General features: G+C 64.9%; 29 protein-coding genes. 4 read left to right on the forward strand and 25 right to left on the reverse strand.

The window, feature by feature from the left end; genetic code table 11:
* The 9 genes from IEX25_RS16265 to IEX25_RS16305 form a co-directional block, all read right to left on the reverse strand.
* Positions 1-321, reverse strand: a 321-nt coding sequence (locus IEX25_RS16265; RefSeq protein WP_188716415.1) for a hypothetical protein, incomplete at its 3' end; no start/stop codon positions are given.
* A 92-nt stretch (positions 322-413) separates the two neighbouring features.
* Positions 414-896: a M10 family metallopeptidase C-terminal domain-containing protein gene (locus IEX25_RS16270; protein ID WP_229665341.1), complete on the reverse strand. Its 483-nt coding sequence runs from the start codon at positions 894-896 to the stop codon at positions 414-416.
* A gap of 783 nt (positions 897-1,679) precedes the next feature.
* Positions 1,680-1,841, reverse strand: coding sequence for an integrase core domain-containing protein (locus IEX25_RS20445; protein ID WP_146038675.1), 162 nt, complete (start codon positions 1,839-1,841; stop codon positions 1,680-1,682).
* 75 nt (positions 1,842-1,916) lie between these two features.
* Positions 1,917-2,612 carry an ABC transporter ATP-binding protein gene (locus IEX25_RS16280; protein WP_188716419.1) on the reverse strand — a complete coding sequence of 232 codons (696 nt, stop codon included), beginning with the start codon at positions 2,610-2,612 and terminating at the stop codon, positions 1,917-1,919.
* Complete coding sequence (locus IEX25_RS16285) at positions 2,612-3,364, reverse strand: ABC transporter ATP-binding protein (RefSeq protein ID WP_188716421.1); 753 nt, start codon at positions 3,362-3,364, stop codon at positions 2,612-2,614. The genes IEX25_RS16280 and IEX25_RS16285 overlap by 1 nt, the downstream gene beginning before the upstream one ends.
* On the reverse strand, positions 3,361-4,350 hold the full coding sequence (locus IEX25_RS16290; protein ID WP_188716423.1) for a branched-chain amino acid ABC transporter permease: 990 nt from the start codon (positions 4,348-4,350) through the stop codon (positions 3,361-3,363). The genes IEX25_RS16285 and IEX25_RS16290 overlap by 4 nt, the downstream gene beginning before the upstream one ends.
* On the reverse strand, positions 4,347-5,270 hold the full coding sequence (locus IEX25_RS16295) for a branched-chain amino acid ABC transporter permease (RefSeq protein ID WP_188716425.1): 924 nt from the start codon (positions 5,268-5,270) through the stop codon (positions 4,347-4,349). The genes IEX25_RS16290 and IEX25_RS16295 overlap by 4 nt, the downstream gene beginning before the upstream one ends.
* An 81-nt stretch (positions 5,271-5,351) precedes the next feature.
* Complete coding sequence (locus tag IEX25_RS16300) at positions 5,352-6,497, reverse strand: ABC transporter substrate-binding protein (protein ID WP_229665342.1); 1,146 nt, start codon at positions 6,495-6,497, stop codon at positions 5,352-5,354.
* A 195-nt stretch (positions 6,498-6,692) separates the two neighbouring features.
* The gene (locus IEX25_RS16305) at positions 6,693-7,676 is read right to left on the reverse strand and encodes an AraC family transcriptional regulator (protein WP_188716427.1); all 984 of its coding nucleotides are present in this window, start codon (positions 7,674-7,676) and stop codon (positions 6,693-6,695) included.
* 231 nt (positions 7,677-7,907) lie between these two features.
* Between IEX25_RS16305 and IEX25_RS16310 the strand changes: the two genes are divergently transcribed.
* The 3 genes from IEX25_RS16310 to IEX25_RS16320 are packed head-to-tail and all read left to right on the forward strand — an operon-like array spanning position 7,908 to position 10,812.
* Positions 7,908-9,140, forward strand: coding sequence for a flavin-dependent oxidoreductase (locus tag IEX25_RS16310; RefSeq protein WP_188716429.1), 1,233 nt, complete (start codon positions 7,908-7,910; stop codon positions 9,138-9,140).
* A gap of 25 nt (positions 9,141-9,165) precedes the next feature.
* Complete coding sequence (locus IEX25_RS16315) at positions 9,166-9,615, forward strand: cupin domain-containing protein (RefSeq protein ID WP_103173858.1); 450 nt, start codon at positions 9,166-9,168, stop codon at positions 9,613-9,615.
* 27 nt (positions 9,616-9,642) lie between these two features.
* Positions 9,643-10,812, forward strand: a complete 1,170-nt coding sequence (locus IEX25_RS16320; RefSeq protein WP_188716431.1) for an ABC transporter substrate-binding protein — start codon at positions 9,643-9,645, stop codon at positions 10,810-10,812.
* Between the two features lie 84 nt (positions 10,813-10,896).
* Here the strand turns inward: IEX25_RS16320 and IEX25_RS16325 are convergent, their stop codons facing one another.
* The 13 genes from IEX25_RS16325 to IEX25_RS16380 all read right to left on the reverse strand — a co-directional run bounded on the left by IEX25_RS16325 (position 10,897) and on the right by IEX25_RS16380 (position 21,305).
* The gene (locus tag IEX25_RS16325; protein ID WP_229665344.1) at positions 10,897-11,373 is read right to left on the reverse strand and encodes a MarR family winged helix-turn-helix transcriptional regulator; all 477 of its coding nucleotides are present in this window, start codon (positions 11,371-11,373) and stop codon (positions 10,897-10,899) included.
* A gap of 347 nt (positions 11,374-11,720) precedes the next feature.
* Positions 11,721-12,551: a tryptophan 2,3-dioxygenase gene (kynA, locus tag IEX25_RS16330; RefSeq protein ID WP_188716433.1), complete on the reverse strand. Its 831-nt coding sequence runs from the start codon at positions 12,549-12,551 to the stop codon at positions 11,721-11,723.
* Between the two features lie 30 nt (positions 12,552-12,581).
* The gene (locus tag IEX25_RS16335) at positions 12,582-12,764 is read right to left on the reverse strand and encodes a hypothetical protein (RefSeq protein WP_188716435.1); all 183 of its coding nucleotides are present in this window, start codon (positions 12,762-12,764) and stop codon (positions 12,582-12,584) included.
* A gap of 38 nt (positions 12,765-12,802) precedes the next feature.
* Positions 12,803-12,925: a hypothetical protein gene (locus IEX25_RS20350; protein WP_268236163.1), complete on the reverse strand. Its 123-nt coding sequence runs from the start codon at positions 12,923-12,925 to the stop codon at positions 12,803-12,805.
* A 121-nt stretch (positions 12,926-13,046) separates the two neighbouring features.
* A complete protein-coding gene (locus IEX25_RS16340; RefSeq protein ID WP_188716437.1) occupies positions 13,047-13,322 on the reverse strand; it encodes a hypothetical protein in 276 nt (91 codons plus the stop codon).
* Entirely contained in the window at positions 13,322-14,971 is a 1,650-nt protein-coding gene (locus tag IEX25_RS16345; RefSeq protein ID WP_188716439.1) for an AMP-binding protein, read from the reverse strand. The genes IEX25_RS16340 and IEX25_RS16345 overlap by 1 nt, the downstream gene beginning before the upstream one ends.
* Positions 14,972-15,036: 65 nt before the next feature.
* The gene (locus IEX25_RS16350; protein ID WP_103173864.1) at positions 15,037-15,435 is read right to left on the reverse strand and encodes a RidA family protein; all 399 of its coding nucleotides are present in this window, start codon (positions 15,433-15,435) and stop codon (positions 15,037-15,039) included.
* Positions 15,425-15,844, reverse strand: a complete 420-nt coding sequence (locus IEX25_RS16355) for an acyl-CoA thioesterase (RefSeq protein ID WP_188716440.1) — start codon at positions 15,842-15,844, stop codon at positions 15,425-15,427. Before IEX25_RS16355 ends, IEX25_RS16350 begins: the two co-directional genes overlap by 11 nt.
* Positions 15,841-16,977, reverse strand: a complete 1,137-nt coding sequence (locus tag IEX25_RS16360) for an acyl-CoA dehydrogenase family protein (RefSeq protein WP_188716441.1) — start codon at positions 16,975-16,977, stop codon at positions 15,841-15,843. Before IEX25_RS16360 ends, IEX25_RS16355 begins: the two co-directional genes overlap by 4 nt.
* Positions 16,978-17,033: 56 nt before the next feature.
* Positions 17,034-17,861 carry an enoyl-CoA hydratase family protein gene (locus IEX25_RS16365; RefSeq protein ID WP_188716443.1) on the reverse strand — a complete coding sequence of 276 codons (828 nt, stop codon included), beginning with the start codon at positions 17,859-17,861 and terminating at the stop codon, positions 17,034-17,036.
* Positions 17,858-18,289 carry a MarR family winged helix-turn-helix transcriptional regulator gene (locus tag IEX25_RS16370; protein ID WP_188716446.1) on the reverse strand — a complete coding sequence of 144 codons (432 nt, stop codon included), beginning with the start codon at positions 18,287-18,289 and terminating at the stop codon, positions 17,858-17,860. The genes IEX25_RS16365 and IEX25_RS16370 overlap by 4 nt, the downstream gene beginning before the upstream one ends.
* Positions 18,286-19,023 carry an SDR family NAD(P)-dependent oxidoreductase gene (locus tag IEX25_RS16375; protein ID WP_188716448.1) on the reverse strand — a complete coding sequence of 246 codons (738 nt, stop codon included), beginning with the start codon at positions 19,021-19,023 and terminating at the stop codon, positions 18,286-18,288. The genes IEX25_RS16370 and IEX25_RS16375 overlap by 4 nt, the downstream gene beginning before the upstream one ends.
* Positions 19,020-21,305, reverse strand: a complete 2,286-nt coding sequence (locus IEX25_RS16380) for a bifunctional salicylyl-CoA 5-hydroxylase/oxidoreductase (protein WP_188716449.1) — start codon at positions 21,303-21,305, stop codon at positions 19,020-19,022. The genes IEX25_RS16375 and IEX25_RS16380 overlap by 4 nt, the downstream gene beginning before the upstream one ends.
* Positions 21,306-21,469: 164 nt before the next feature.
* Here IEX25_RS16380 and IEX25_RS16385 point away from each other — a divergent pair, with 164 nt between their 5' ends.
* Positions 21,470-22,588 carry a 3-hydroxyacyl-CoA dehydrogenase gene (locus IEX25_RS16385; protein ID WP_188716450.1) on the forward strand — a complete coding sequence of 373 codons (1,119 nt, stop codon included), beginning with the start codon at positions 21,470-21,472 and terminating at the stop codon, positions 22,586-22,588.
* A 116-nt stretch (positions 22,589-22,704) separates the two neighbouring features.
* Here IEX25_RS16385 and IEX25_RS16390 read toward each other — a convergent pair whose 3' ends face one another.
* The 3 genes from IEX25_RS16390 to IEX25_RS16400 all read right to left on the reverse strand — a co-directional run bounded on the left by IEX25_RS16390 (position 22,705) and on the right by IEX25_RS16400 (position 26,116).
* Positions 22,705-24,822, reverse strand: a complete 2,118-nt coding sequence (locus IEX25_RS16390) for a TonB-dependent receptor domain-containing protein (protein WP_188716452.1) — start codon at positions 24,820-24,822, stop codon at positions 22,705-22,707.
* A gap of 275 nt (positions 24,823-25,097) precedes the next feature.
* On the reverse strand, positions 25,098-25,418 hold the full coding sequence (locus IEX25_RS16395; RefSeq protein ID WP_103173872.1) for an AzlD domain-containing protein: 321 nt from the start codon (positions 25,416-25,418) through the stop codon (positions 25,098-25,100).
* On the reverse strand, positions 25,415-26,116 hold the full coding sequence (locus tag IEX25_RS16400; protein WP_188716454.1) for an AzlC family ABC transporter permease: 702 nt from the start codon (positions 26,114-26,116) through the stop codon (positions 25,415-25,417). Before IEX25_RS16400 ends, IEX25_RS16395 begins: the two co-directional genes overlap by 4 nt.
* Positions 26,117-26,159: the final 43 nt, after the last annotated feature.

A 26,159-nucleotide genomic window follows, 5' to 3' on the forward strand; every position in this document is an offset into this window, starting at 1 on the left:
TCCGAAGAGCCCGGCGGCAGCGTCATTCGAGGCCACGACCGTCCCGTCCCCCATCAGGACCAGGGCAGCGCCCAGCATCGAGGACAGCAGATCGTTCGCCCGACGCAGCTCGGCCGCCTGCAGCTGCTCCAGGATCTGCAGCACTCCGGCGATCTGATGGGCAAAGGCGGGACCTGCAAATTCTGCCAGGCGCGGCTGGCTCATGCCGGCACGCTCCATCTGCGCGTCCCAGGCCGCGATCAGTTCATCGACACGTTCAGGGCTAACCGAGGCATCCAGAAAATGCTCGACCAGTTGCCAGGATCGAACCTTGTCTTCCATGGCCGCCCCCTTTGGACGAACAGTGTCTCACCGACCAACTGCCCGATCAATTGCTGAGCCGGGTCGGGGGAGCTGATAAAGCGCGGCCAAGATCAGGCGAAAAGGTCGAGCGGCGGCAGGGTCATGACATTGGGCCCGGCCACTGTCCAATCCTGCGCACCGGCTACACCCAGCAACACGATGGTGGCGGAATTGGTCAGGGTCAGGATCGTGTCCGTCCTGCCGTCCAGATCGACATCTGTGCGCAGGGTCATGTTCGTGTTGACCCTCAGGCCGTCGCCCAATGCCAGCTGATCCACTCCGACCCGGAAATCCCGCACCGTGTCCGTGGCAGTGCCGTCGGCGGCACGAAAGACGAAGTAGTCCGTTCCCGAACCGCCTGCCAGCACGTCGGCCCCCGATCCGCCCAATAGCCAGTCTGTGCCGGACGCGCCCCGAAGATAGTCGGATCCCGACTCGCCCAACAGAGTGTCGTTGCCATACCCGCCATAGATGTTGTCAGCGCCGGCGCGGCCATAGATCAGATCTTTCCCGTCGCCGCCCCACAGGAGGTCAGCGCTGCTGGTCCCCAGCAATGTACCCCCAAGATCACTTGCAAACCTGATTGCCATCGGATCCTCCCGTTGCTCATCTGGAGCCGTGCTCATGATAAGTCGAGGATGATCCCGCGCGCCCCGTCGCGCATCTATCAGATGATATAAGGACGGTCCTGATGACAAATGCCGGGTGGGGGCCAAAGCGTGGTGCTCAGATGCTTCTACTCCCTCTACGTCAAGGCGCTGCTGTCCTCACTGTCCTCGGCGAAAGCGCTTATCGTCGATCTGTGCATTTAGATTGATCAACCAGATTGAACGATTGGGTTTGGTAAGACGCCGGTTGGTATGGCAGACGCGCTGCCCGCAAGGCGGGTCCGAAGGAATGGCCGTATGACCCGTTTGTTCGAAACAGGCCATAAATCGAGTGAGGCAGTCAAGTTGACCGCATGAATGTAAAATTTGATACAATAACCAAGATTATGGAACACACTGGCTCATGAAGAGGTCAACAGCCTAGGGCGGAATGGCCTCCACTAGACCAAGTTGATCCTGTGAGCACGCCGTTCTTTGAGCAGTGTGTCCAAATCAGGCACAATCCGACTGAACTTGCCCGGTACATAAAGGATGATCGTTGGCGTATAAACACGTACTTGCCCGAAGTCGCCGCAAAGCTTGACGACATAGCTACGGTCAACGGAAGTGCTATACGGAAACAGCTAGGCAAGAATTCTCCCGCTCGAACACATCAATCATCATGGGTAGCAAGGTCATTCGCACAGTTTCCTGAGCTACTCCCCGATCCTGGACAGCTTTCCGGCTGATTTAAGCTACTGCCTGGGCCTGCTGATCGGTTTCGATATTGTTGAAGTAGACCACGGCGGGCGGTTGTCCGCTATGGGCGGCGTGAGGCCGCTGGTGGTTGTAGAAGGTGATCCAGTGGTTGCTTGCGGCCTTGGCCTGCGATCCTGTTTCCCAGGCGTACAGGTAAAGGCGTGAGAAACTCTCCTCACAGCCGAAGTCGCATCCGGGCGAGCGCGTCCGGCATAATTCGCCGCAGGGTCAGACGTGCAGGAAGCGGGTCTTCACGTCGGGGGTGGCGATCAGTTCGGGCGTCGTGCCTGTCCAGACCACGCGGCCCTTCTCGATCACCACGTGGCGGTCGGCAAAACGGGCAAGCGCGTCCACGTTCTTGTCGATGATCAGGATCGCCTCGCCCTCGGCCTTGAGGTGGCGCAGGCAGGACCAGATCTCCTCGCGGATCAGGGGCGCAAGGCCCTCGGTCGCCTCGTCCAGGACGATCAGCGCGGGATTGGTCATCAGCGCCCGGCCCACTGCCAGCATCTGCTGTTCGCCGCCCGACAGTTGGTCGCCCATGTTGCGGCGGCGTTCCTTGAGCCGGGGGAACAGGGCATAAACCTTGTCCAGCGTCCATTTGGCCTTGCCACGCGCGCGGGCGGTGGCGATCAGGTTTTCCTCGACCGTGAGGGGTGCGAAGACCTGGCGGCCTTCGGGCACGAGGCCCAGGCCCGCGCGGGCAACCAGATGGGGGGCCGCCGCCGTCAGGTCGCGCCCGTCGATGCTGACGCGCCCGCCGCGCGGACGCAGAAGCCCGAAGATCGACCGCACCGTGGTCGTCTTGCCCATGCCGTTGCGGCCCAAAAGCGTCACCACCTCGCCGCGCGCGACCGAGAGGTCGATCCCGAACAGCACCCGGCTGTCGCCATAGGACGCCTGCAACCCTTCAACCGTCAGCATCAGGCCGCCTCCTCTCCCAGATAGGCTGCGCGGACCTTGGCATCCGCGCGCACGTCGGACGGGGTGCCGCTGGCTACGATCTGGCCATAGACCAGCACCGAGACCATGTCCGCCAAGGCAAAGACCGCATCCATGTCATGTTCGATCAGGACCATCGTCACACGGTTCTTCAGGCGACCGAACATGTCCACAAGATGGGCGGCTTCCTCGTGCCCCGTGCCGGCCAGCGGCTCGTCCAGAAGCAGCAGCCGGGGCCGCGTGGCAAGCGCCACGGCCAGTTCCAACTGGCGCTTCTCGCCATGGCTCAGCGATCCGGCCAGCCTGCGACTGCGGTCCGCAAGTCCGACATCGGCCAGACAGGCCATGGCCTGGTCGTTCAGCGCCCGTTCGGACGCGGCGGGGCGAAGGAAACGGAACGACGACCCCTCGCGCGCCTGGACGGCAAGCGCCACGTTTTCCAGCACGCTGAAGCTGGGCAGCAGCGTGGTCAGCTGGAACGACCGCGCCAGCCCCCGGCGCACGCGGCCGGCCATGTCCAGCCGGGTGATGTCCTGCCCCGCATAGACCACCCGCCCGCTGTCGGGCCGAAGCTGCCCCGACAGTTGCGAGATCAGCGTGGTCTTTCCCGCGCCGTTGGGTCCGATGATGGCGTGAAGCTGGCCTTCGTGAACATCCAGCGAAACGTCCTGCGTGACCTTCAGCGCGCCATAGGACTTGCTCAGGTTCTGCACGCTCAGCAGCGGTTCGGTCATTTCGCGTCCCTTGTCAGGTTGAGACGGCGCAGCAGGCCCGACAGCCCTCCGGGCGAGAACAGCGCCACCGCCACAAGGATCAGGCCGAAGCCCAAGCGCCAGTGTTCGGAAAAGCGCGCAAGCCCTTCCTCCAGCGCGATGGTAAGAAGCGCGCCGCCCATTGCGCCGGTCAGGCTGCCGACGCCGCCCAGGACCAGCATCACGATCATCTCGCCCGAGCGATGCCAGCTCATGTAGGCGGGCGAGACATAGATCGCCTGGTTGGCCAGCAACACGCCGGCGACGGAACAGATGCAGCCCGCGATGACATAGGCGGTCAACTGATAAGGGAAGGGCCGGAAGCCGATGGCCTGCATCCGCAGCGCGCTTTCGCGGGTGCCGGTCAGCACGCGGCCAAAGCGCGACAGGGTCAGCCGGTAAAGCCCGGCAAAGACCAGGACCAGCAGCACCAGCGTGGTGTAGAACATCCCCTGCGCCCCTTGCAGCAAGGGCATTCCCAGGATCGTCGAGCGGGCGGTCAGCGCCACCCCGTCGTCGCCGCCCAGGGCCGAGAAGGACACGAAGAAGAAGAACGCCATCTGCCCGAAGGCCAGCGTTATCATGATGAAGTAGACGCCGCGCGTCCGCAGGCTGATCGCGCCCGTGACGGTGGCGAAGATTGCCGATGCGGCGACCCCGGCCAGCAGTTGCAGGACCAGGTCGTTCACGCCTGCCCGCGACAGGATCGCCACGGCATAGGCGCCGAAGCCCAGATAGGCGGCATGACCGAAAGACACCATGGCCCCATAGCCGAGGATCAGATCCAGCGACAGCGCGGCGATGGCGAAGACCATCATGCGGGTCGCGACAACGATCAGGAAGGGTTCGCCCAAGAAGTGGGCGACCGGCGGAACGACGGCCATGACGGCAAAGATGCACAGCGCCAGCTTCAGCCGTCCGGCAAGTCTGGGGCGCGTGGGCGCAAGGGTCTGGGTCTTGTCGGTCATCGCGCCACGGTCCGCCCGAACAGACCGGCGGGACGCCAGAACAGCACCGCCGCCATCAGGATATAGACCAGCATCGGCGCAATGGTTCGGCCCGCCTGCGCGGCTGCGGCCGGGTCCATCATGGACTTGAGGATGATGGGCCCGAACATCCTGCCCAGCGTATCGACGATGCCGACCAGAAGCGCCGCGCAGAAGGCGCCCTTGACCGAGCCCACGCCGCCGATCACGATCACCACGAAGGTCAGGATCAGGATGCTGTCCCCCATGCCGGGATCGACCGACAGGATCGGCGACACGATGGCCCCCGCAAAACCCGCCAGCATGGCCCCGACCGCAAAGACCAGCATGAACAAGCGGTTGATGTCGGTCCCAAGCGCGGAAACCATCGACCGGTTCGCCGCCCCCGCCCGCAACAGCATGCCGACACGGGTGCGGGCGATCACGAACCAGAGACCCAGGGCGACCGCGAGGCCCAGGCCGATCACGGCCAGCCGATAGACGGGATAACGCATCGGACCCGCCAGCGGGATCGAACCCGACAGCATCTCGGGCATGGCGACCGACAGCGGAGCCGAGCCCCACAGGATGCGGACCAGTTCGGACAGGACCAGCACAAGGCCGAAGGTCGCCAGAACCTGGTCCAGGTGCGATCGGTCATAAAGCCTTCGGAAGACCAGCAGTTCCAGCACCAGCCCGACCGCCAGCGTCAGCGGCAGCACCATCGCCAGCGACAGCCAGAAATTGCCGGTCGTGCCCATCATCATGGCCATGACATAGCCGCCCACCATGTACAGCACGCCATGCGCCAGGTTGATGAAGTCCATGATGCCGAAGACCAGCGTCAGGCCGGCAGCCACGAGAAACAGCAGGATCCCGAACTGGGCGCCGTTCAGAAGCTGCAGAAGGAAGAGATTGAACATCTGTCGTCCTTGGTTCGCACGCAGGGTCCGTCCGGCCCCGCAAAAGGGCCGGTCCGTCGGTTCCGCCGCCCGCAGGGGGCATTATTTCATCGGACACTCATCGACATAGCTGTCGGACGCTGCGGTGAAGACCTTCTCGACCACCGAGGTGCGATAGTTGCCCTCGTCATCCTTGATGGCCTTGGTCAGGTAGAAGTCCTGGATCGGGAAGTTGTTGGCCGCAAAGGCGAACTCGCCGCGCAGGCTGGGGAAATCGGCGGCCTTCAGCGCGGCGCGCAGCGCCTCGCGGTCTTCGGTCCCGGCAGCTTCCACCGCGCTGTCGATCAGCATCAGCGAGTCATAGGCCGCCATCGCATAAAGCGAGGGAACGCGGCCATAGGCGTCCTTGAAGCCTGCCACGAACTCGGCATTGCCGGGCGTGTCCAGGTCCGGCGCCCAGTTCGACCCGGTCAGCATGTCCAGTGCCGCGTCCTGTTCGGCGGGCAAGGTGGTTTCATCCACGGTGAAGGCCGACATCAGCGGGATCGAGGACAGGCCCGCCTGGCCCCATTGCTTGACCAGGTTCACGCCCATCCCGCCCGGCATGAAGGCGTAAACGGCGGCAGGCTGGGCGGCGGCGATCTGGGCCAGTTCGGCCGAGAAGTCCAGCTGTCCCAGCGGCACGAACAGTTCGCCCGCGACCTCGCCCTTGTAGAGCGCCTTGAAGCCGTTCAGGCTGTCCTGCCCTGCCTGATAGTTGGGCGCCAGCAGATAGACATTCGCGATGCCCTGCTGGTTCATGTGCTCGGCCAGGACCTGCGGCATCTGGTCGTTCTGATAGGACACGACGAAGATGTCGGGATTGCAGTCCTTGCCGGCGAAGTTCGACGGCCCTGCATTCGGCGACACCAGGATGCCGCCGGCCTGGGTCACCGGTGCCGCGATGGCGGTCATGATGTTCGAGAAGATCGGCCCGATCACGAAATCCGCGCCCTGGCCTTCCACCAGTTCCCGGGCCTTCTGGGCGGCCACGTCGGGCTTGCCCTCGTCGTCGATGACGATGATCTCGGCCTCGCGCCCGCCGACCTTGCCGCCCAGTGCCTTTTCGGCAAGCAGCACGCCGTCACGGGCATGTTCGCCCAATACGGCAGGCGGGCCGGACAGCGTGACCAGCACGCCGATCTTCAGCGGTTCGTCGGCAAGGGCGACCGATGCAGCGGACAGCATCAGCGCGGAAGACAGGGCCATGAGGCGCATCAGGCAAGCTCCTGTTGGGTGCTTTATCGTTTATTGCTTGAAACAATTTCATACATGAAGTTTCCAAAATGCAAGAAAAATATCTCGCCGGATGGAGATTGATGAACCTGAAGGCGTTCGGCGCGGCGTTGTCGAAGACTGGGTCTTGCAAGGACTTAACATGAAAACGGCGCGGGTCTTTCTGTTTTACTCTTGAAGCAAACAGCGACGGCCATGCGCCTTCGCGGCTTGGGACGGCAATATGCCGAACCGCTGGCGATAATCCGATGAGAACTGGCCCATGTGGCCAAAGCCGCACCGCATCGCCAAGCCCGTCAGGCCGTCGCCGCCGATCCGTCCGGCCTCGATCTCGGCGCGGGCGCGATCAAGGCGCAGCGCCTTGAGGGCCAGCAGCGGCGTCGTCGCGCGATGGCTGCGAAAGGCGCGATAAAGGCTGCGGGTGCTGGTTCCCGCGGCCTCGGCGATAAGCGCGGGGGTCAGGTCCATGTCCAGATGGGCTGCCATGAAGCGTTCGGCCCTGCGAAGGATGTCGGGACAGGGATCGGCGCCCGGCAGGGACAAACCGGCACATTCCGCGTCCAGGGCGGTGCCGATCACGGTGATCAGCGCCTGCTCCATCGCGGCCTCGGCGCGTTGACCAGCCTGCCCTTCCGTCTGCTGCATCTCGATCTCGGCCAGCAGATAGTCCAGCAGGCGCAGCATCCGCGCAGCCGTTACAGAGGACAGGGCCACAGAAGGACGATCCCGGGCGATGCGCGTGAAAAGCGCAGCCCCACCCATGGCTTCCAGTTGCTGCTGCCTCAGATCGACGATCAACATGCGTGTGCCGGGTTGGAAATCCAGCAGGACCGACGAATCCGGCGCCACGACATGTGCCGCATCGCCCCGGACGAAATGATGCGTCGCGCCCCGTCCGTCAGTGGCTGCAAAGCCGCCGCGCAAGGGGATCTGCAGCAGGGAAATTCCCTTTTCCCCCGAGACGCGAACCTGCGCGGGACCGCCCAACGAAACCGAGGTCAGGCCGACGCAGTCCAGCTTGCCATGCAGGATCTCGGTCCTGTAGCGGGTGCGGGCCCGGCCTTGGACGCGGCAGGGTCGCAGCAGGCCGGACATCGCGGCCTCGAATTCATCCAGCGAATCGGACCGACGCCAGAACTGCCGTTGCTGCATGATCCCTCCCCTGACCAGGCTGCGCCTCATTCGACCTGCACAGGCGCAACAATGCAAGCACGTCGGCGGCCCCCGGATACTTTAGTTCTAAAACTTATCGGGGCGTGCCAAAATTTTCATCTTTGGCGCCACGCCGATGTTCTGGCGCTGTGGTGATAGCGCGGCATCGCCAAGGCCCTTTCACTGGCGGCAAGCCGGGACAAAGCCGGCACTGCAACAGGAGGGTGCCACATGAAGGCAATGATTGCGGGCGCCGGGATCGGCGGCCTGACCACGGCGCTGATGCTGCACGCACGGGGCATCGACTGCCAGCTTTACGAGGCGGCACCCGCGATCAGGGAACTGGGCGTCGGGATCAATGTCCTTCCCCATGCCATCCGCGAACTGGCCGAGCTTGGCCTGTTGCCGACCCTGGACCGCATCGCCATCCGCACCAGCGACCTGTTCTACATGAACCGCCGGGGCCAGGAAATCTGGCGCGAGCCGCGCGGTGTCGATGCGGGCCATGATGTGCCCCAGTTCTCGATCCACCGGGGCCGCTTGCAGGCGATGCTGCACGATGCGGTTCTGGATCGGCTTGGTCCGCAGGCGATCCTGACGGGCAGGCGGGCAACGGGATTTTCGCAGGACAGCGACCGCGTCACGCTTGCTTTCGAAGATGGCGACGCGGCCCAGGGCGATCTGCTGATCGGTGCCGACGGGGTTCATTCGCGGATCCGCGCCCAGATCCATCCGTCCGAATCCGGCCTGAAATGGAACGGCGTCATGATGTGGCGCGGCGCCACCGAATGGCCCGCCTTCGCGGACGGTCGCACGATGATCGTGGCGGGGGGGTTCGTCTACAAACTGGTCCTTTATCCGATCGCGGCAGGCAGCATGCCGGGCACGGTCCTGATGAACTGGGTCATCTGCTATCGTGCGGCGCAGGACGGCGCCCGCCCCCCGGCGCGCGAGGACTGGAACCGCCGGGGCACCTTGGAAGAACTGCTGCCCCATGTGCGCGCCTTCGATACCGACGTGATCGACCTTGAGGCCCTGGTGACGGCGACGCCCGAATTCTTCGAATATCCGATGTGCGACCGCGACCCCCTGCCCTTCTGGACCGATGGGCGCGTGACCCTGCTGGGGGATGCGGCGCATCCGATGTATCCGGTGGGCTCGAACGGGGCAAGCCAGGCGATCCTGGATGCCCGCGCACTGGCCGACCTGCTGGTGCAGGGTGGCGATGTCCCTTCGGCCCTTGCAGCCTACGAGGCAAGCCGTCTTCCCGCCACGGCCCAGGTCGTCGCGCTGAACCGCAAGGGCGGCCCCGAAGGGGTGATCGACGAGGTCGAGCGGCGCGCGCCTGACGGCTTTGCCGACCTTGACGCCGTCATCACGCCCGCAGAACGCCACATGATCGTGCGCGGCTATGCAGCGACCGCCGGATTTTCGCAGGACCAGACGCGCCTGCGCCGGGCCTGAACCATACCCAAGAAGGAGAAACGATATGGAACTGATGACAGCGGGCGTGACCACGCGCGAGGCATCCGTGGACGACGTGACCTGGCACATCCTGGGCCAGACCTATGTGCCCAAGCACCGCAGCGAAAGCTCGATGTCCTGGCACGCGACCTTTCCGCACGGCACCTTCGTGCCCCATCACATCCACACGACACAGGACGAATTCATCTATGTTCTGACCGGCGAACTGGAACTGGAACTGGACGGCGGCGCCCCGGTCAAGGCCGGACCGGGCGATCTGGTGCGGATGCCCCAGGATGTGCCGCACGGGATCTTCAACCGGTCGGGCAAGGACGCGACCTGCCTGTTCTGGGTCTCGCCCACTGCGAACCTGTGGGACCTGTTCGTGGCCATCGACAACGTCCCCGACCCCGCCGAGATCGTCCGCCTTGCCGCGCAGCACCAGGTCGATTTCCTGCCGCCTCCCTCCGCATAACCAGCAAGACCAACAGGGAAGACAACAATGAAAAAGAACATTGCGCTCGGCGCGGCTCTGGCCCTGGCCACCGCCCTGCCGCTACACGCCGCAAGCACCGACGGCAAGGTCCGCATCGGGCTGCTTTACACGCTGTCCGGTCCCTCGGCGATCCTTGGGGAACAGTCGCGCGACGGTTTCCTGATGGCCGCCGAAAAGCTGGGCAACAGCTTCGGCGGCCTGGAGGCCGAGATCATCGTCATCGACGATGAGCAGAAGCCCGACGTGGCCGTCACGCGCGCGCGCGAGATGGTGGAACGCGACGAGGTGGACTTCGTCGTCGGGCCGATCTTTTCCAACGTGCTGTATGCGATCCTGCAGCCGGTGACGCAGGGCGGCGCGATCCTGGTGTCCACCAATGCCGGAACCTCGAACCTTGCGGGGGCGGAATGCAATCCCGACCTGTTCGTGACCTCGTATCAGAACGACCAGATCCACGAGGTTTCGGGAAAATACGCGCAGGATCAGGGTTATGGCAATGTCGTGCTGATCACGCCCAACTATCAGGCCGGCAAGGACGCGATGACCGGGTTCAAGCACAGCTATTCCGGCAATGTCGCCTCGGAAATGTTCGTGCCGCTGGGACAACTGGACTTTTCGGCCGAGCTGGCCCAGATCGCGGCCTTCCAGCCGGATGCGGTTTATGCCTTCATGCCGGGCGGCATGGGGGTGAACTTCGTCAAGCAATACCGCCAGGCCGGGCTTGAGACGATCCCCTTCCTTTCGGCCTTCACGGTGGACGAATCCACGCTGCCCGCCCAAGGCGCCGACGCGCTGGACTTCCTTGCAGGGTCCAACTGGGCGCCGGATCTGGACACGCCCGAGACAGCCGCGTTCACCGAAGCCTTCATCGCCAAGTATGACCGCGTTCCCGCCACATTCGCGATGCAGGCCTATGACGCGGCGATGTTGATCGACAGCGCCCTGCGCATCACCGGAGGCAAGCTGGATGACCGCGAGGCGCTGCGCGCGGCGATGAAGCAGGCGGACTTCACGTCGTTGCGGGGAGATTTCCGCTTCGGCGACAACCATTTCCCGATCCAGGACTTCTACCTGACCAAGGTGGTCCAGCGCGAAGACGGCCACTTCGCCACCTCAATCGTCCAGCCGATCTTCGAGGATTACCAGGACAACTTCGCATCGTCCTGTCGAATGTAATGCTGTGCCGCGGCGCGCCTGCGCCGCGGTTCCCGCCCCTGCTCGGCTCCATGGCCGGCGTGATGGCGCGGGGCCTTGGTCCCCTTACCGATGGGCCTTGTGCCGGATGTCCAGCATGATCGAGATGCCGCGTGCGGCGTCCGCCTCGGTCACCTCGTCGAAAAGCTCGTTGATCCAGTCCCGGTGCCGCGCCGTGACCTCGCGCATCAGCTGAGCGCCGGTTTCGGTGATGCGGATCCGAAAGGCCCGACGGTCGGTTTCCATCGTCTCGCGCTCGGCCATTCCATCGGCGACCAGACGGTCCACGATCCCGGTCACATTGCCGTTCGACACCATCAGTTGCTGCGACAGTTCCGTCATGCGCAACCCGTCCGGCGCCACCAGAAGTGCCGCCAGCACGTCGAAGCGCGGCAGGGTCATGTCATATCCTTGGCGCAGCCGTTCGCGCAGGTCGCTTTCGACATAGCGCACAGCCTTCAGCATCTGCAGCCAAAGCCGCAGGCGCTGACGCACGGCATCACCTTGCGCATGGAGAGGGGCAGCCATTTCCTTCGAGTCCATCTGCTTGCCTTTCGATCTGTGCGCCCATGCCGGATTGCAGAGACATTCGGTGATCCGCGCCCTGTCCATCAGCCTTCTGCAGAAGCTACCATATAACCATGATAAAATTTTACATCCATAATGATCATGGCGTGCTGCTGCCCTGTCAAAGGGCGTGGCACCATCCTGAAGATCAGCGTCGGAACGATCAACCGCCTTGCCAGGTCCGGTGATGATCTTGCCCTGGATGTGGAATTTGCTTTGGCTATGAAATACTTCGATGACGCAAGACCAATGGCCTGCCCCCAGGAACAAGACATAGCCACGGCGCTTCGAAGGTCCTCGCCATTCCGCCAGGATCACAGGGCCTAGAGTTCGGTGCGCACGCGCCACAGTTCGGGGAACAGCTCCACCTCGAGCATCCGGTTGAGATAATCGATCCCCGCCGTGCCGCCGGTTCCGCGCTTGAAGCCGATCACCCGTTCGACCGTGGTGACATGGTTGAAGCGCCAGCGGCGGAAGTAGTCCTCGAAATCGACCAGCTTCTCGGCCATCTCATAGGCTTCCCAGTAGCGCGAGGGATCGCGATAGACGGTGGCCCAGACCGCCATGACGTCCTCGTTCATGGTCCAGCCCTGGCGCAGGTCGCGTTCCAGCACGGCGGCCGGGACCGGCAGGCCCAGCCGCGCCAGCCGCCGCAGCACCTCGTCGTAAAGCGAGGGCCGGGCCAGTTCGGCCTCCAGCTTCTCCAGCAGGTCGGGGCGATGCTCGTGCGGCTTCAGCATCGCAAGGTTGCGGTTGCCGACCGCATATTCGATCAGCCGGTACTGCCAGGACTGGAAGCCCGAGGATTGGCCCAGGTCGTCGCGGAACCGCGTGTACTCCGAAGGCGTCATGGTCCGCAGCACGTCCCAAGCGGAATTGAGCTGTTCGAAGATGCGCGCCACGCGCGCCAGCATCTTCAGCGCCTCGGCGGTGTTGTCCGACGCGATCATGCGCCGCGCGGCCTCGACCTCGTAGAGCGCAAGCTTCATCCACAATTCCGAGGTCTGGTGCTGGATGATGAACAGCATCTCGTCATGGGCCTTGGACAGCGGCTTTTGCGCCGACAGGATATGGTCGATCTGCAGATAGTCGCCATAGGACATGCGCTGACGGAAATCGGTCTCGGCGCCGTCTTTGGAAGGATCATAGGTCATTCTGGCTTTCCTTGTTGCTGAAACGAACAGTCAGGCGGAAAGAAGACCCTGTGGGTCCAGGACCAGGACCTGCCCGATCCGCTTCCAGATCGTGATCCAACCCTGCGGCCGGCAGACACAGGGCAGGCCTTGGGGATTGCCGGACGCGCCCTTTGGCGAGGGCACGGGACAAGAGGCATGAAGGTCGTGGCGGCCAAGAGCAGCAAGGATCATGGGACGTCCCTGGAGTCGATGAAAGATGGCCGACAGGCTCAATCCGCCAGCAGTTCGATTACGATCGCGGAGTCGGGCTTTTTCAACCCCTCCAGGATCGAGAAGTGATCTTGGCCGGGTTCCTCGACCAGCTTCGTGCGGGCCTGTCTGTCCCAGATCAACAGGTCAGCCGGATCGGACGCTCGACAAGCGCGGCCGCCTTGCCGATGGCGGTGCCGATCTCCCGGGTGATCTCGGAAATTCGTGCCTAGGGCGCAAGCGTGTATCCGGGCACGGCGACGGTCAGCCATTCGCGCGGGCGCCTTGGGCCAGGTCGGGCCAGTCGAATTTTGCGCATCTGATCCAGAAGCCGCCATGGACTAAAATCACTAGGCCCTTGCCGGGGCCTTTGGGCCGGACCAGATCCAGCTTCTGGCGGGGCAAGGGTCCATAGGGAATATCCTCCTCAACCGCGGCCTTCCGCCGAAAGGCGACCGCCTGCGCCGCCCAGAGGCCGTGAAGATTTTCCGAACCGGGAATATCGGCGGAATTGGCGAATTTGTCGTTCCAGTCGCGCATCAGTTTGCCTTGGTCCCCACGGCTCGCAGCTGGAACCTCTGGATCTTGCCGGTCGCGGTCTTGGGCAGGGCTTCGGTAAAGATCACGCTGCGGGGATACTTGAAGGGGGCGATGACCGTCTTCACATGGTCCTGAAGAAGCTTGACCATCCGCATGTCGCCGGTCTGCCCGGCGGCCAGGACCACATGCGCCTGAACGATCTGGCCCCTTTCCTCGTCCGGCGCCCCGATGACGGCGCATTCCTGCACGGCGGGGTGGGACAGCAGCGCGGCCTCGACCTCGGGTCCGGCGATGTTATAGCCCGCCGACAGGATGATGTCGTCGGTGCGGGCGGCGAAATGGAAATACCCGTCCTGGTCCTGGCGGAACGCGTCGCCGGTCAGGTTCCAGCCATCCCGGACATAGGCGCTCTGCTTTCCGGGATCCGCCAGATAGCGGCAGCCGGTCGGTCCGCGCACCGCCAGTCGCCCCACCTCTCCGCGCGGAACCTCCTGCATGTCGTCGCCGACGATCTTCGCCTCATAGCCGGCAACCGGCTTGCCCGTGCAGCCCGGCTGGTGGTCGTCGAAGCGGTTGGTGATGAAGATATGCAGCATCTCGGTCGCGCCGATCCCGTCCAGCATCGGCTTGCCGGTCTTTTCCCGCCATTCCTCATAGATCGGCGCGGGCAGGGTCTCGCCGGCGCTGACCGCCGCGCGCAGGCTGGACAGGTCGGCCCCCTGATCCATCGCCCGCAACATCACCCGATAGGCGGTCGGCGCCGTGAAGCAGACGGTGGCCCTGTGTTCCTGGATCATCTCGATCATGTTCGGGGGGCTTGCCTGTTCCAGAAGCACGGCCGACGCCCCGAACCGCAGCGGAAAGACCGCAAGCCCGCCTAGGCCGAAGGTAAAGGCCAGGGGCGGACTGCCGATGAACACGTCGTCGGGGGTGACGTCCAGGACCTCCTTCGCATAGCTGTCGGCGATGATCAGCAGGTCGCGGTGGAAATGCATCGTGGCCTTGGCCTCTCCGGTCGAGCCCGAGGTAAAGCCAAGCAGCGCCACGTCGTCGCGCCCGGTCCGCACGGCATCGAAACGCACGGACTTCGTCAGCGCGGCACGGTCAAGTTCGGCGTCATGATTGGCCGTTCCGTCGAAACCGATCACGGTCTTCAGGAAGGCGCTGTCCTTCTGACAGGCCACCAGATCCTCCATCAGCCGCGTGTCGCACAGCGCATGGCTGACCTGGGCCTTGTCCACGAACTTGGTCAATTCGCCCGCGCGCAGCATCGGCATGGTATTGACCACCACGGCGCCCGCCTTGGTCGCCGCCAGCCAGCAGGCCACCATCGCCGGATTGTTGGCCGACCGGATCAGCACCCGGTTGCCGGGCCTGACGCCATAATCCTCGACCAGGACATGGGCGAGGCGATTGGTCCAGTCGCTCAGTTCCTTGTAGGTGCGGCGGCGGCCGTTTCCGATCAGGGCGGTGCGGTCCCCGAACCCCTTTTCGACCATGCGGTCCGTCAGTTCGACCGCCGCATTCAGGTATTCCGGGTATTCGAACCCTTCCAGCTTCAGGTCCGGACAGGCCTCGGGCGGGGGCAGGTTGTCGCGCGTGAACGTGTCTTCATGCGCCGAAGGTCCAAGCGGCGGGTTGCCGGTCATCTGCAGTCTCCCAGTTGGGCGGGGCGGCATCTTGGCGTGCGCTGACCCGCGGTTCGTCTGTCCTGTCAGGCGGGAATCACGGCGGTTGCCTCGATCTCGACCTTGGCGCGGTCCTCGACCAGGGCCACCACCTGCACCAGGGCCATGGCCGGATAATGGCGGCCGATCACGTCCTTGTAGGCCTGCCCGATCTGCTTCAGCGCGGACAGGTATTCCTGCTTGTCGGTGACGTACCAGGTCAGGCGCACCAGATGTTCGGGACGCGCCCCGGCCTCGGCCAGGATGGCGACGATGGATTGCAAGGCGATGCGGACCTGTTCGCCAAAATCGTCGGTCTCGAATTCCTGCTGGTCGTTCCAGCCGATGACCCCGCCGGTGAACACCATCCGCCCGGTCGCGGCGATCCCGTTGGAATAGCCCGGCGTGGCTTTCCATGACTTCGGATGCAAGACCTCATGCAGCATCGCTCGTCTCCTTGAAGTGGTTCATTTTCATGCGGATCGCGTCGGGCCAGGGCGCCGCGCGGCCGTCGCGGCCCACCCAGACCAGGGTGGATGTGCATCGCAGCCTGTCCTGCCCGCCCGCGCTGACGCGCTGAACCAGGCGGAGGCTGGACCGTCCCACGTCCTCGATCTCCAGCACAAAATCCAGCATTTCCCCCAGCCGCGACGGGGCGTGGAAGGTCGCGTCGATATGGGCGGTGGGAACGGCGCAATGTTCCTCGACATGGATGCGGGCGAAGGGATAGGCCAGCACGTCGGCGAAGAAATTCTCGATCGTGGAATTCAGCATCTCGAAATAGCGGGGATAGAAGACGATCCCCGCCGGGTCACAATGGTTGAATTCGACCGGGATGCGGCGGCGATAGCTCATTCCAGCACGCTCCGGGCGATGACCACGCGCTGAACGTCGCTGGCCCCTTCATAGATGCGCAGGGCGCGGATGTCGCGGTAAAGGCTTTCCACCGGGCATCCCTTGCGCACGCCGTCGCCGCCATGCAGCTGCAGGGCCGCATCGATCACCTGCTGGGCGGCTTCGGTGGCGTAAAGCTTGGCCATCGCCGCCTCGCGGGTGATGCGCGGCGCCCCCATGTCCTTGGCCCAGGCGGCGCGATAGACCAGAAGCGCCGCCGCATCGATCTTCAGCGCCATGTCGGCAACATGGCCCTGGACCATCTGCAGACCGGCAAGGGGCTGGCCCTGGATCCGGCGGCTTTTCACGCGCGCCAGGGCCTCGTCCAGGGCGCGCCGCGCCATGCCAAGCGCCGCCGCGCCGACGGTCGGGCGGAACACGTCCAGCACCGACATGGCCAGCTTGAACCCCTCGCCCGCCCTGCCGATCAGGGCGCTGTCGGGCAGGAACACGCCGTCCAGCTTAAGCCGCGCCAGCGGATGGGGCGCGATCACCTCGATCCGCTCGGCGACGGACAGGCCGGGACTGTCCGCAGGCATCAGGAAGGCCGACAGCCCGCGCGCGCCCGGCGCCTCGCCCGTGCGGGCGAAGATGACGTAAAGATCGGCGATACCTCCGTTCGAGATATAGGTCTTTTCGCCCGTCAGCCGCCATCCGCCATCCACCCGTTCGGCCGTCGTCGCGGTATTGGCGACATCCGACCCCGAATCCGGTTCGGTCAGGGCAAAGGCTGAAATCGCGCGGCCCGCGCGGGTCTTTTCCAGCCATTCGCGCTGATCTGGGGTGCCGAACAGCGACACGGCGCCCATTCCCAGACCCTGCATGGCAAAGGCGAAATCGGCCAGGGCGTCATGCCGCGCCAGGGTTTCGCGGATCAGGCACAGGCTGCGGACGTCCAGACGCTCGCCCTCGGCCGCGCCGGAATGGCGCAGGAAACCCGCCGCTCCCAGTGCCGCCACCAGTCCCCGGCAGGCCGCGTCCACGTCGCCGTGATCGACCGGAAGATGACCCGCGCACCATTCCTCCAACGCCGCCGAAAGCTCGCGGTGCCGGGTCTCGAAAAACGGCCAGTCCAGAAAGCTGCGATCCGCCATTCCAATCCATCCTTTCCTGGCGCCGGGCATCACGCCCGCGCCGTCAGTCCCCCGGTTCAGTCTCCGGCGAAGACCGGCTTTTCCTTGGCGACGAAGGCGTGATAGGCGCGCTCGAAGTCGCGGGTCTGCATGCAGATCGCCTGGGCCTGCGCCTCGGCCTCGATGGCCTGTTCCAGCCCCATGTTCCATTCCTGGTTCAATTGGGTCTTGGTGATGCCGTGGGCAAAGACCGGGCCGTCGGCAATGCGCCGGGCCAGCTTCAGCGCCTCGGCCTCCAGCGTCCCAGCATCGTGCAGCGCGTTCCAGAACCCCCAGGCCGCGCCCTCCTCGGCGCCCATGACCCGGCCGGTATACAGCAGTTCCGCCGCCCGTCCCTGGCCGATGATGCGCGGCAGCATGGCGCAGGCGCCCATGTCGCAGCCGGCCAGGCCGACGCGGGTGAACAGAAAGGCGCATTTCGCATCCGGCGTGGCCAGCCGCAGATCCGATGCCATCGCGATGATCGCCCCGGCCCCCACGGCAATCCCCTCGACCGCCGCAATGATCGGCTTGCCGCAGCCGATCATCGCCTTGACCAGGTCGCCGGTCATCCGGGTGAAGGCCAGCAGATCCTTCATGTCCATGCCGACCAGCGGGCCGATGATGTCATGCACATCCCCGCCCGAGCAGAAGTTTCCGCCGTTCGAGGCGAAGATCACCACGTCCACGTCGGTGGCATAGGCAAGCGCGCGAAAGGTGTCGCGCAACTCGGCATAGCTTTCGAAGGTCAGCGGGTTCTTGCGGTCCGGGCGGTCCAGCCGGATGGTGGCGATGCGGTCCTCGACCTTCCACAGGAAATGCCGGGGCGTCAGGCCCGCAAGCCGGGTTCTGGTCAGTTCGCTCATCCTTGCTCTGCCCTTTTCAAGATTTCGGTCATCACATCCACATCCCCGTCGTCCAGTCGCGCGAAGATCCGCGCCACCTCGGACTCATGGCCCGCAGCCAGGCTTTCGAATGCCGCCAGCCCTTCGGGCGTCAGGGCGACGAAGACGGTCCGGCGGTCGGAATCGGACGGGGTGCGCCGGGCCAGGCCGTCCGATTCCAGCCTGTCCACCACCACAGTCGCATTGCCGTTCGACACCAGCAGCATCCGGGACAGATCGCTCATCGTCATGGCCTCGCGGCGGCGATACAGCGCGGCCATCACATCAAAGCGCGGCAGCGTGGTGTCATGGGTCACGCGCAGGTATTCGCGCAAGTCGTTCTCGGCCCGGCGGGTCACGCCAAGAAGCCGGATCCACAGCTTCAGCCGGCGCTTGGACCCCTCGCTCATGTCTCGCCACCCGCGATGGCGATGGCCTGGCCGTTGATGCCTTCGGAGCCGGGGGCGCACAGCCACAGCGCGGCGGCGGTGACCTCGGCGGGTTGGATCAGGCGCTTCTGGGGGTTGGACGCAGCCAGGGCGGCCCGCGCCTCCTCGGGGGTTTTCCCGGTCTTGGCGACGATGGTGGCGACGGAACGGTCGGTCATGTCGGTGTCCAGAAAGCCGGGGCAAAGCGCGTTCACCGTCAGCGGCTTTCCTGCGACCTCTTGCGCAAGGCTGCGCACCAGGCCCACGACCCCGTGCTTGGCCGCCGCATAGGGCGCCACATAGCCATAGCCCTTCAGCCCCGCGGTCGAGGCGACGGCGATCAGCCGCCCCCAGCCCGGCATCTGCGCCAGCCCCTCGCGGAAGGTCAGGAAGGTGCCGGTCAGGTTCACCGCCAGCATCGCGTTCCACTGGTCCAGCGTGGTGCGGCCGAACGGCGCGCTGTCCGCCGCGCCGGCATTGGCGATCACGATGTCGCAGGGACCGGCCTGGGCGAACAGCGCCCTGACGCTGTCCTCATCGGTCACATCCGCCGTCAGGGCGCGCGCCCCAGTGCGTTCGGCCACCGCGTCCAGGGGCGCGGCCCGCCTGCCGCAGATCACCACCTCGGCTCCGGCACTGGCAAAGCCCGCCGCAAGGTCGGCGCCGACGCCGGTGCCGCCCCCCGTGACCAGGACGCGCTTGCCCGAAAGCGTCATGCCCGGATCGCCTCTTGCTGGCGGTCGCGCAGGCGATACAGCAGGTCGCGCCCGCCCTTGTAGGGCGCGGGCCAGTCCACGCCCTGCTCGCCTTGCTCGACGGCGGCGTGCAGCGTCCAATAGGGGTCGGCCAGGTGCATCCGCGCCAGGCAGACCAGATCGGCGCGGCCCGCCATCAGGATGCCGTTCACCTGGTCGAAGTCGCTGATATTGCCGACCGTCATCGTCGCCAGCCCCGCCTCGTTGCGGATGCGGTCGCTGAAGGGGGTCTGGAACATCCGGCCATAGATCGGTTTTTCCGCCGGATCGGTCTGGCCCGAGGACACGTCGATGATGTCGGCCCCGGCTTCGGCGAACATCCTGGCGATCGCCACGGCCTCCTCGGGGTCCACGCCGCCGTCGATCCAGTCATTGGCGGAAATGCGTACTGCCATCGGCCTTTCCTCGCCCCAGGCGGCGCGCATGGCCCGGAACACCTCCAGCGGATAGCGCATCCGGTTTTCCAGGCTGCCGCCGTATTCGTCCCTGCGCCGGTTGGTCACGGGCGATATGAAGGTCGCCAGCAGATAGCCGTGGGCCGCGTGCATCTCGATCATGTCGGCCCCCGCACGCGCGGCCATCTTGGTCGAGGCGACGAACTGGTCGCGCACCATGTCCATGTCGGCGCGGTCCATTTCCCTGGGCGCCGCGCTGCCGGGCTTGTAGGGCAAGGAGCTTGCCGCCATCAGGTCCCAGTTCCCCTCGCGCAGCGGCGTGTCGATGCCGCCGTCCCAGGGCACGCAGGTCGATCCCTTCCGCCCCGAATGGCCGATCTGGATGCAAAGCTTGCACGAAGTTTCCGCATGGATGAAATCGGCCAGCCGCTTCCACGCCGCCTCGTGTTCCGGCGCATAAAGGCCGGGACAGCCGGGCGTGATGCGGCCTTCCGCGGACACGCAGGTCATCTCGGTATAGATCATCGCCGCGCCGCCCTTGGCGCGTTCGGCGTAATGGATCAGATGCCAGTCGGTCGGGCAGCCATCCACCGCCTTGTATTGCGCCATCGGCGACATGACGATGCGGTTCTTCAACTCCATGTTGCGCAAGCGGAACGGCGCGAACATCGGGCGGCTGCCGGGCTTTCCCCGCGCGCGGGTCTGGAACCACTCCTCGGCCCCTGCCAGCCATTGGGGATCGCGCAGGCGCAGGTTCTCGTGGCTGATGCGCTGCGAACGGGTCAGCAGCGAATATGCGAACTGCACCGGATCCAGATGCAGATAGCGTTCGACCTGCTCGAACCATTCCAGGCTGTTGCGGGCCGCCGATTGCAGGCGCAGCACCTCGACCCGGCGTTCTTCCTGATAACGCTGGAAGGCGGCTTGCATGTCCGGTTCGGAATGCAGGTATTCGGCAAGCGCGATCGCGCTGTCAAAGGCCAGCCGCGTCCCCGAGCCGATCGAGAAATGCCCTGTCGCCGCCGCATCCCCCATCAGCACGACGTTTTCATGATACCAGTTTTCGCAGATCACCCGCGGAAACTGCATCCAGACCGCCGAGCCGCGCAGATGCGCCGCGTTCGACATCAGGTCATGGCCGCCCAGATGGCGCTCGAAAATCCTGCGGCAGGTCTCGACGGTCTCCTCCTTGGTCATGTCGGGGAAACCCAGTTTCTCCCATGTCTCGGGCAGGGTCTCGACGATGAAGGTCGCGGTGTTGTCGTCGAATTGATAGACATGCGCCCAGACCCAGCCATGCTGGGTCCGTTCGAAGATGAAGGTAAAGGCGTCATCGAATTTCTGATGCGTGCCCAGCCAGACGAACTTGCAGCGGCGGGTGTCGATGTCGGGCTGGAAGACCTCGGCATATTCCTTGCGCACCATCGAATTGATGCCGTCGCAGCCCACCACCAGGTCATAGTCCTTGCGGTATTCCTCGGCCGACCGGAACTCGCTCTCGAACTGCAGATCCACCCCCAGGTCGCGGGCGCGTTGCTGCAGCAGGATCAGCATCTGCTTGCGCCCGATCCCGGCAAATCCATGTCCGCCGGACACGGTGCGCACGCCGTCATGGATCACCGCGATGTCGTCCCAATAGGCGAACTGGCTGCGGATCGCCTCGGTGCTGACCGGATCGTTCTTCTGCATCCGGCCCAGGGCGTCGTCGGACAGGACCACGCCCCAGCCGAAGGTGTCATTGGCCTTGTTGCGCTCCAGCACGGTGACCTGGTGCGAGGGGTCGCGCAGCTTCATCGAGATGGCGAAATACAGTCCCGCCGGTCCGCCACCCATGCACAAGATCTTCATCGCTCGGCTTCCCCCCGTGATTTTCAGCAGGCTGCCACCAAACCATTTTTACTTCAAGCTTCAAATTTTAAGCTTGAAGGATATCCCGGCTCTGCCATGATCCCATTCGTGATGCCGGTCCGGGAACCGATGCGGGGCCGTTCGCGCCAAAGCTTGGGGGAAACATGAGGACACTTGCCGTTATCGGCTTGGGAACGATGGGCCTTGGCATTGCCCAGACCTATGCCGCCGCAGGCTTTGACGTCCTGGCGACCGATGCCGTTCCGGCCGCGCGCGACTCGGCACAGGCCCGCCTGCGCGACGGCCTGCGTCCCCGTGTCCAGGCCGGCAAGCTCACCGAAGGGGCGATGGAGGCGCTGCTGGGCCGCATCACCGTCGTTCCCGATCCCGAGGCCATGGGCACCGCCAGCCTTGCCATCGAGGCGATCGTCGAGAAGATCGGGGTGAAGCGGGGCCTTTTTGCGGCGCTCGAGACGGTGATGGCACCGGATGCGGTGCTGGCCACCAACACGTCGTCGCTGTCCGTGGCTGCCATGGCCCAGGGACTTGCACGGCCCGAACGGCTGCTGGGCCTGCATTTCTTCAACCCCGCGCCGGTCATGAAGCTGGTGGAACTGGTGGCCCATCCCGGCACGGCAGCCGATGCGCTGTCACGGGCGCGGCAGGTGACCGAGGCTGCCGGAAAGACCGTCATCGCCTGCCCCGATCGGCCCGGCTTCATCGTCAACCGCTGTGCCCGCCCCTTCTATGGCGAGGCCCTGGCGCTGCTGGAGGAGGGACGCAGCCCTGCCGAGATCGACGCGGCCATGCAGGCTGCGGGATATCGGCTGGGGCCCTTCGCGTTGATCGACCTGGTGGGGGCGGACATCAACCTGGCCGCGACCGAAAGCCTGGCTACCGCCATGGACGGGCATCCGCGCTATCACGTCTTTGACGTGCTGCGGCGGCAGGTTGCGTCGGGCGATCTGGGCCGCAAGACCGGCAAGGGCTTTGTGCATCCCCAAGCCTCCGCCGCGCCGCCGCAGGATGCCGCCGCCATCGCCCTGCGGATCGAGGCCGCCTTGGTGAACGAGGCTGGCTGGCTTCTGTCCGAAGGCGGCACAACCGCCGGGGGCATCGACACTGCGCTGAAACTTGGTCTCAACTTCCCGCGCGGTCCGTTCGACATCCTGGCGGCGCGAGGCCGTGCCAAACTGCGGGACGAACTGCACCGACTTGCCGCTGTCGCTCCCCCTCATCTGCAAGGCCGCTACAGCCCGGCGCCTTTGTTCCGGGAAGCATGACCGCTGCTTCCTGCTGCCGTTCATTCTTGCGAAGACGACCGGCGCTCCGCTGCGCAGCCTTTGAACGAAAACGCCCGGCAGTCGTCCCACTGCCGGGCGTTGCACAAGGGGAACAATCAGAAATCGGCGGTCAGACCCAGCCACAGGCGGCGACCTTCGGCGACGGTCTTGAACTCATCCTCTCGGACTTCCTTGTTCAGCGCATTGTAGACTGCGGCATTGACCGTGGCCGTATCGGTGACACGATAGGACAGGCCCAGATCGACGGTCGTGTAGGGAGAATACTTCCGCCCGGTGACGCCGTTGATCGTGACCTCGCGTCCTTCGTCGCCGATGCGCAGACCCGACGCGATTTCCGATCCATGATAGGTGGCGCTGAGCCAGGTATCCAGGCCCGTCACCGGAGTGGCCCAGTCGAGGCGCAGGCTGGCCATGTGTTCCGGCGTGCGTGCCAAGGGGAAGCCTTCGAAGTCTCCCGACTTCTGGCGTGATCTCGTATAGGTATAGGTGGCCCGTGCGGCCAGCGTCGGCGTGATGTCCCAGTCGCCCGCCAGTTCCAGGCCGGTGATCTCGGCCTTGTCCACGTTGAAGTTCTGGTAGATCCGGTAATAGTTCAGGCTGCCGTCGGTGCCGGTATATTGCGGCCCGTCCGTCCACAGGACCGGACTGCCGTCGGGGTTCTGCAAGGTCACCTGCTGCAGCTTGTTCTTGAACCGCGTGTGGAAGGCCGTCGCGCTGAAGGTGAAGGCGCCGGTTTCATAGACCGTGCCGATCTCGATATTGGTGGTTTCCTCCGGCTCCAGATCCGCATTGCCGAGGATGACGCCGCAGGACGGGGGCGTGTTGCCGGCGCAGCCGCCACCGCCGGTCGTGTAGGCATAGCCGGGCGTGATGGTGCGAATGTCGGGCGCCCGGAAACCTGTGGAAATTCCGCCCTTGATCGTCAGGTCCGGCGTTGCGTCCCAGACGGCATAAATCCTGGGCGTCACATGGCCGCCATACATGTCATGGTCGTTGTAGCGCAGGCCCAGCGTCAGCGCGACATCGTCACGGATGCGCCATTCGTCCTCGACGTAAAGCGCCCATTGGTCCAGGGAAAATTCCTGGTCGAAACGTTCCTCGGGGGGCAGATAGGCCTGCGCGCCGGGGTTCTGGTCCTTGACCGTCGTGCGGATGAACTGGCCGCCATAGGTCAGCTGATGCTGGCCGTTCCATTCGACCGCCTGCGAGGCCTTGGCATCCAGCACCGTGTTGCGGACCTGGGGCGAGCGCAGGTTTTCAACAAATCCCCCGCCCCCTTCTTCGCGGTCGAAGCTGGTGCGTTCGCCAATCTCTTGGGACAGGGCGACTTCGGTCTCGACCGCCCCAAACTGGCCCTTGTGGGTCACGGACCAGTGGTCGCGGTCGTTGTCGCGATAGGCAAGGTCGCCGTAATCCTCGGCCCTGATCCTCGTGCGGCCCGCCTCGATGAGAAGTTGGTTGGCATCGTCGATGTGCCAGGACAGGCGGCCCGTCAGGTCGAAGTCGTCCGATGCCGAGGGGCCGCCCTCTATCGACGATGCGTCCTGGTCGAACTTGCGGCCCCAGACCTGCAGGCCCAGCCGGTTGGCGATCAGCGGACCCGAGACATAGGCCGAGACCTGCCGGCTGTTCTCGAACCCGTCTTCGCCCTGCAGCGTCGTCTCGGCCGTCACAGAGCCGGACCAGACGTCAGCAACGGGCTTGGTGATGATGTTGATCACCCCACCCATGGCGTCCGATCCGTAAAGCGAGGACATCGGGCCACGCACGACCTCGATCCGCTCGATGGCCGCAACGGGCGGGATGAAGCTTTGTTCGAAGCCCGAACTGCCATTGGGGCGCGAATCGCGGGTGCCCTGCCGTTTGCCATCGACAAGGATCAGCGTGTATTGGCCCGGCAGGCCCCGGATATAGATGTCCTGTTCGTCCGCGATGCCGGTGGTGACCACGCCCTGCACCTCGCGCAGCGCATCGGTCAGGTTGGTGAAGCTGCCCTTTTCCAGTTCCTCGGCCGTCACGACCGATACGCTGGCCGGGGCGTCGCGGACGGTCTGCTCGAAACCGCCGGCAGTGACGACAATCTCGTCCAGGACCATGGCGGGCGCGGAGGTCTGGGTCTGCGCCGCCGACAAGGACGGAATAAGGGCCGTGGCTGACAGAAGCGCCGCAAGAATGGGACGTGGCTTGGAAAAACAGAAGGCAGGAAGGTTCATGGATCTGACCTGAGGCGGATTTGAATTGTTGCCTGGGTCAGCGCACGGCTATTCCTGGGTATTTCAGTCGGGTTATCCAAGGGCACAGGGGGTTTCAACCTTTGCGCCAGGATCGAACCCTTCCTGTTGCCCTTTGAACACAAAAGAAAACAGTCAAGGTGGTTGGGATTTCCGCTTGGACCGGGACCTGCCTTCCGCTGTCATGCCGTCCAGCCTCTTCTTCGCGCGTGGCGGTGACTTGGGCCAGGCCTATGGACGATGCGGTAATCCCGCCTCTAGATCCCGCTTGCCAGCCACCAGCCCGCGACACCTGCAATGGCCGCCAGTCCGGGGTCGCGGCGCCATGCCATGGCGGCGGCCGCTGCCGCGACGCCGCCAAGAAAGGCAAGAAGCTGCCCCGTCGTCAAAGCCTCGATCCCCTCGGGCAGCAGCACGGCCACGCCCATGGCGGTCAGCAGGCATGGCCCAAGCGCGTCGAGCCAGGCCGGAGCGCGTGCCTGATCCTTGGCCCCGTTGCGCCACAAAAGCGGCAGCAGGCGCGCCAACAGGGTTGCCACGCCGATCAGCGCCACGGCCAGCCACAGCATCGGCGTCATGTCCGCCGCCCCGCAAGAAACGCCGCCAGGGCACCTGCGGGGATGGCCAGCTGCGGCGCGCCCAGCAGGATGCAGGATGCGGCCAGACCGCCCGCCAGCAGCATCAGGGCCAGCATCCGGCGGCTGACGGACACCCAGACCAGGCCCAGGAACAGCGCCGGCAAAGCAAATTCCAGCGCATCGGCCAGACCTGCATTCGCCGCCCGCAAGGCGCCTCCGGCCAAGGCCCCTGCCAGGGTGCCGGTGATCCAGCTTGACCAGGCGGCAAAGGCCAGGCCCGCAAGCCAGGCCCCGGAAGGACGCGTCCCGTCGGCCGTCCGGCTCAGCGCGGTCGCGAAGACCTCGTCCGTCAGGCCATAGCCGAAGAAGGTCAGGCTGCCCGGCCCGCCACCGATGCGGCGGCGCAGGACGATACCGTAAAGGATATGCCGCAGGCTCAGCGCGACGCCAATCAGCACGATCAGCGCCACCGGCATGCCCGTGGCGATCGCGCCGATCAGGAAGGCCTGGTTCGCGCCCGAATACATGACGGCAGAGATGCCTGCCGCCTGCCCAGAGGTGATGCCAATGGCCGCGGCCGAGGCGCCAAAGGCAAAGGCCACAGGGAAATAGCCCAGCATCACGGGAAATCCGGCCCGAAGGCCGGCCAGGGCGCCGGAAGTCCGGTCGCCGATCTGTTCGCAAGCTGCGTCGGTCATGCACCACCCATGTCCTGGATCGGTGCCGTCGATACCAAGACCG

This window comes from Paracoccus acridae (assembly GCF_014642735.1).
GTDB lineage: Bacteria > Pseudomonadota > Alphaproteobacteria > Rhodobacterales > Rhodobacteraceae > Paracoccus > Paracoccus acridae.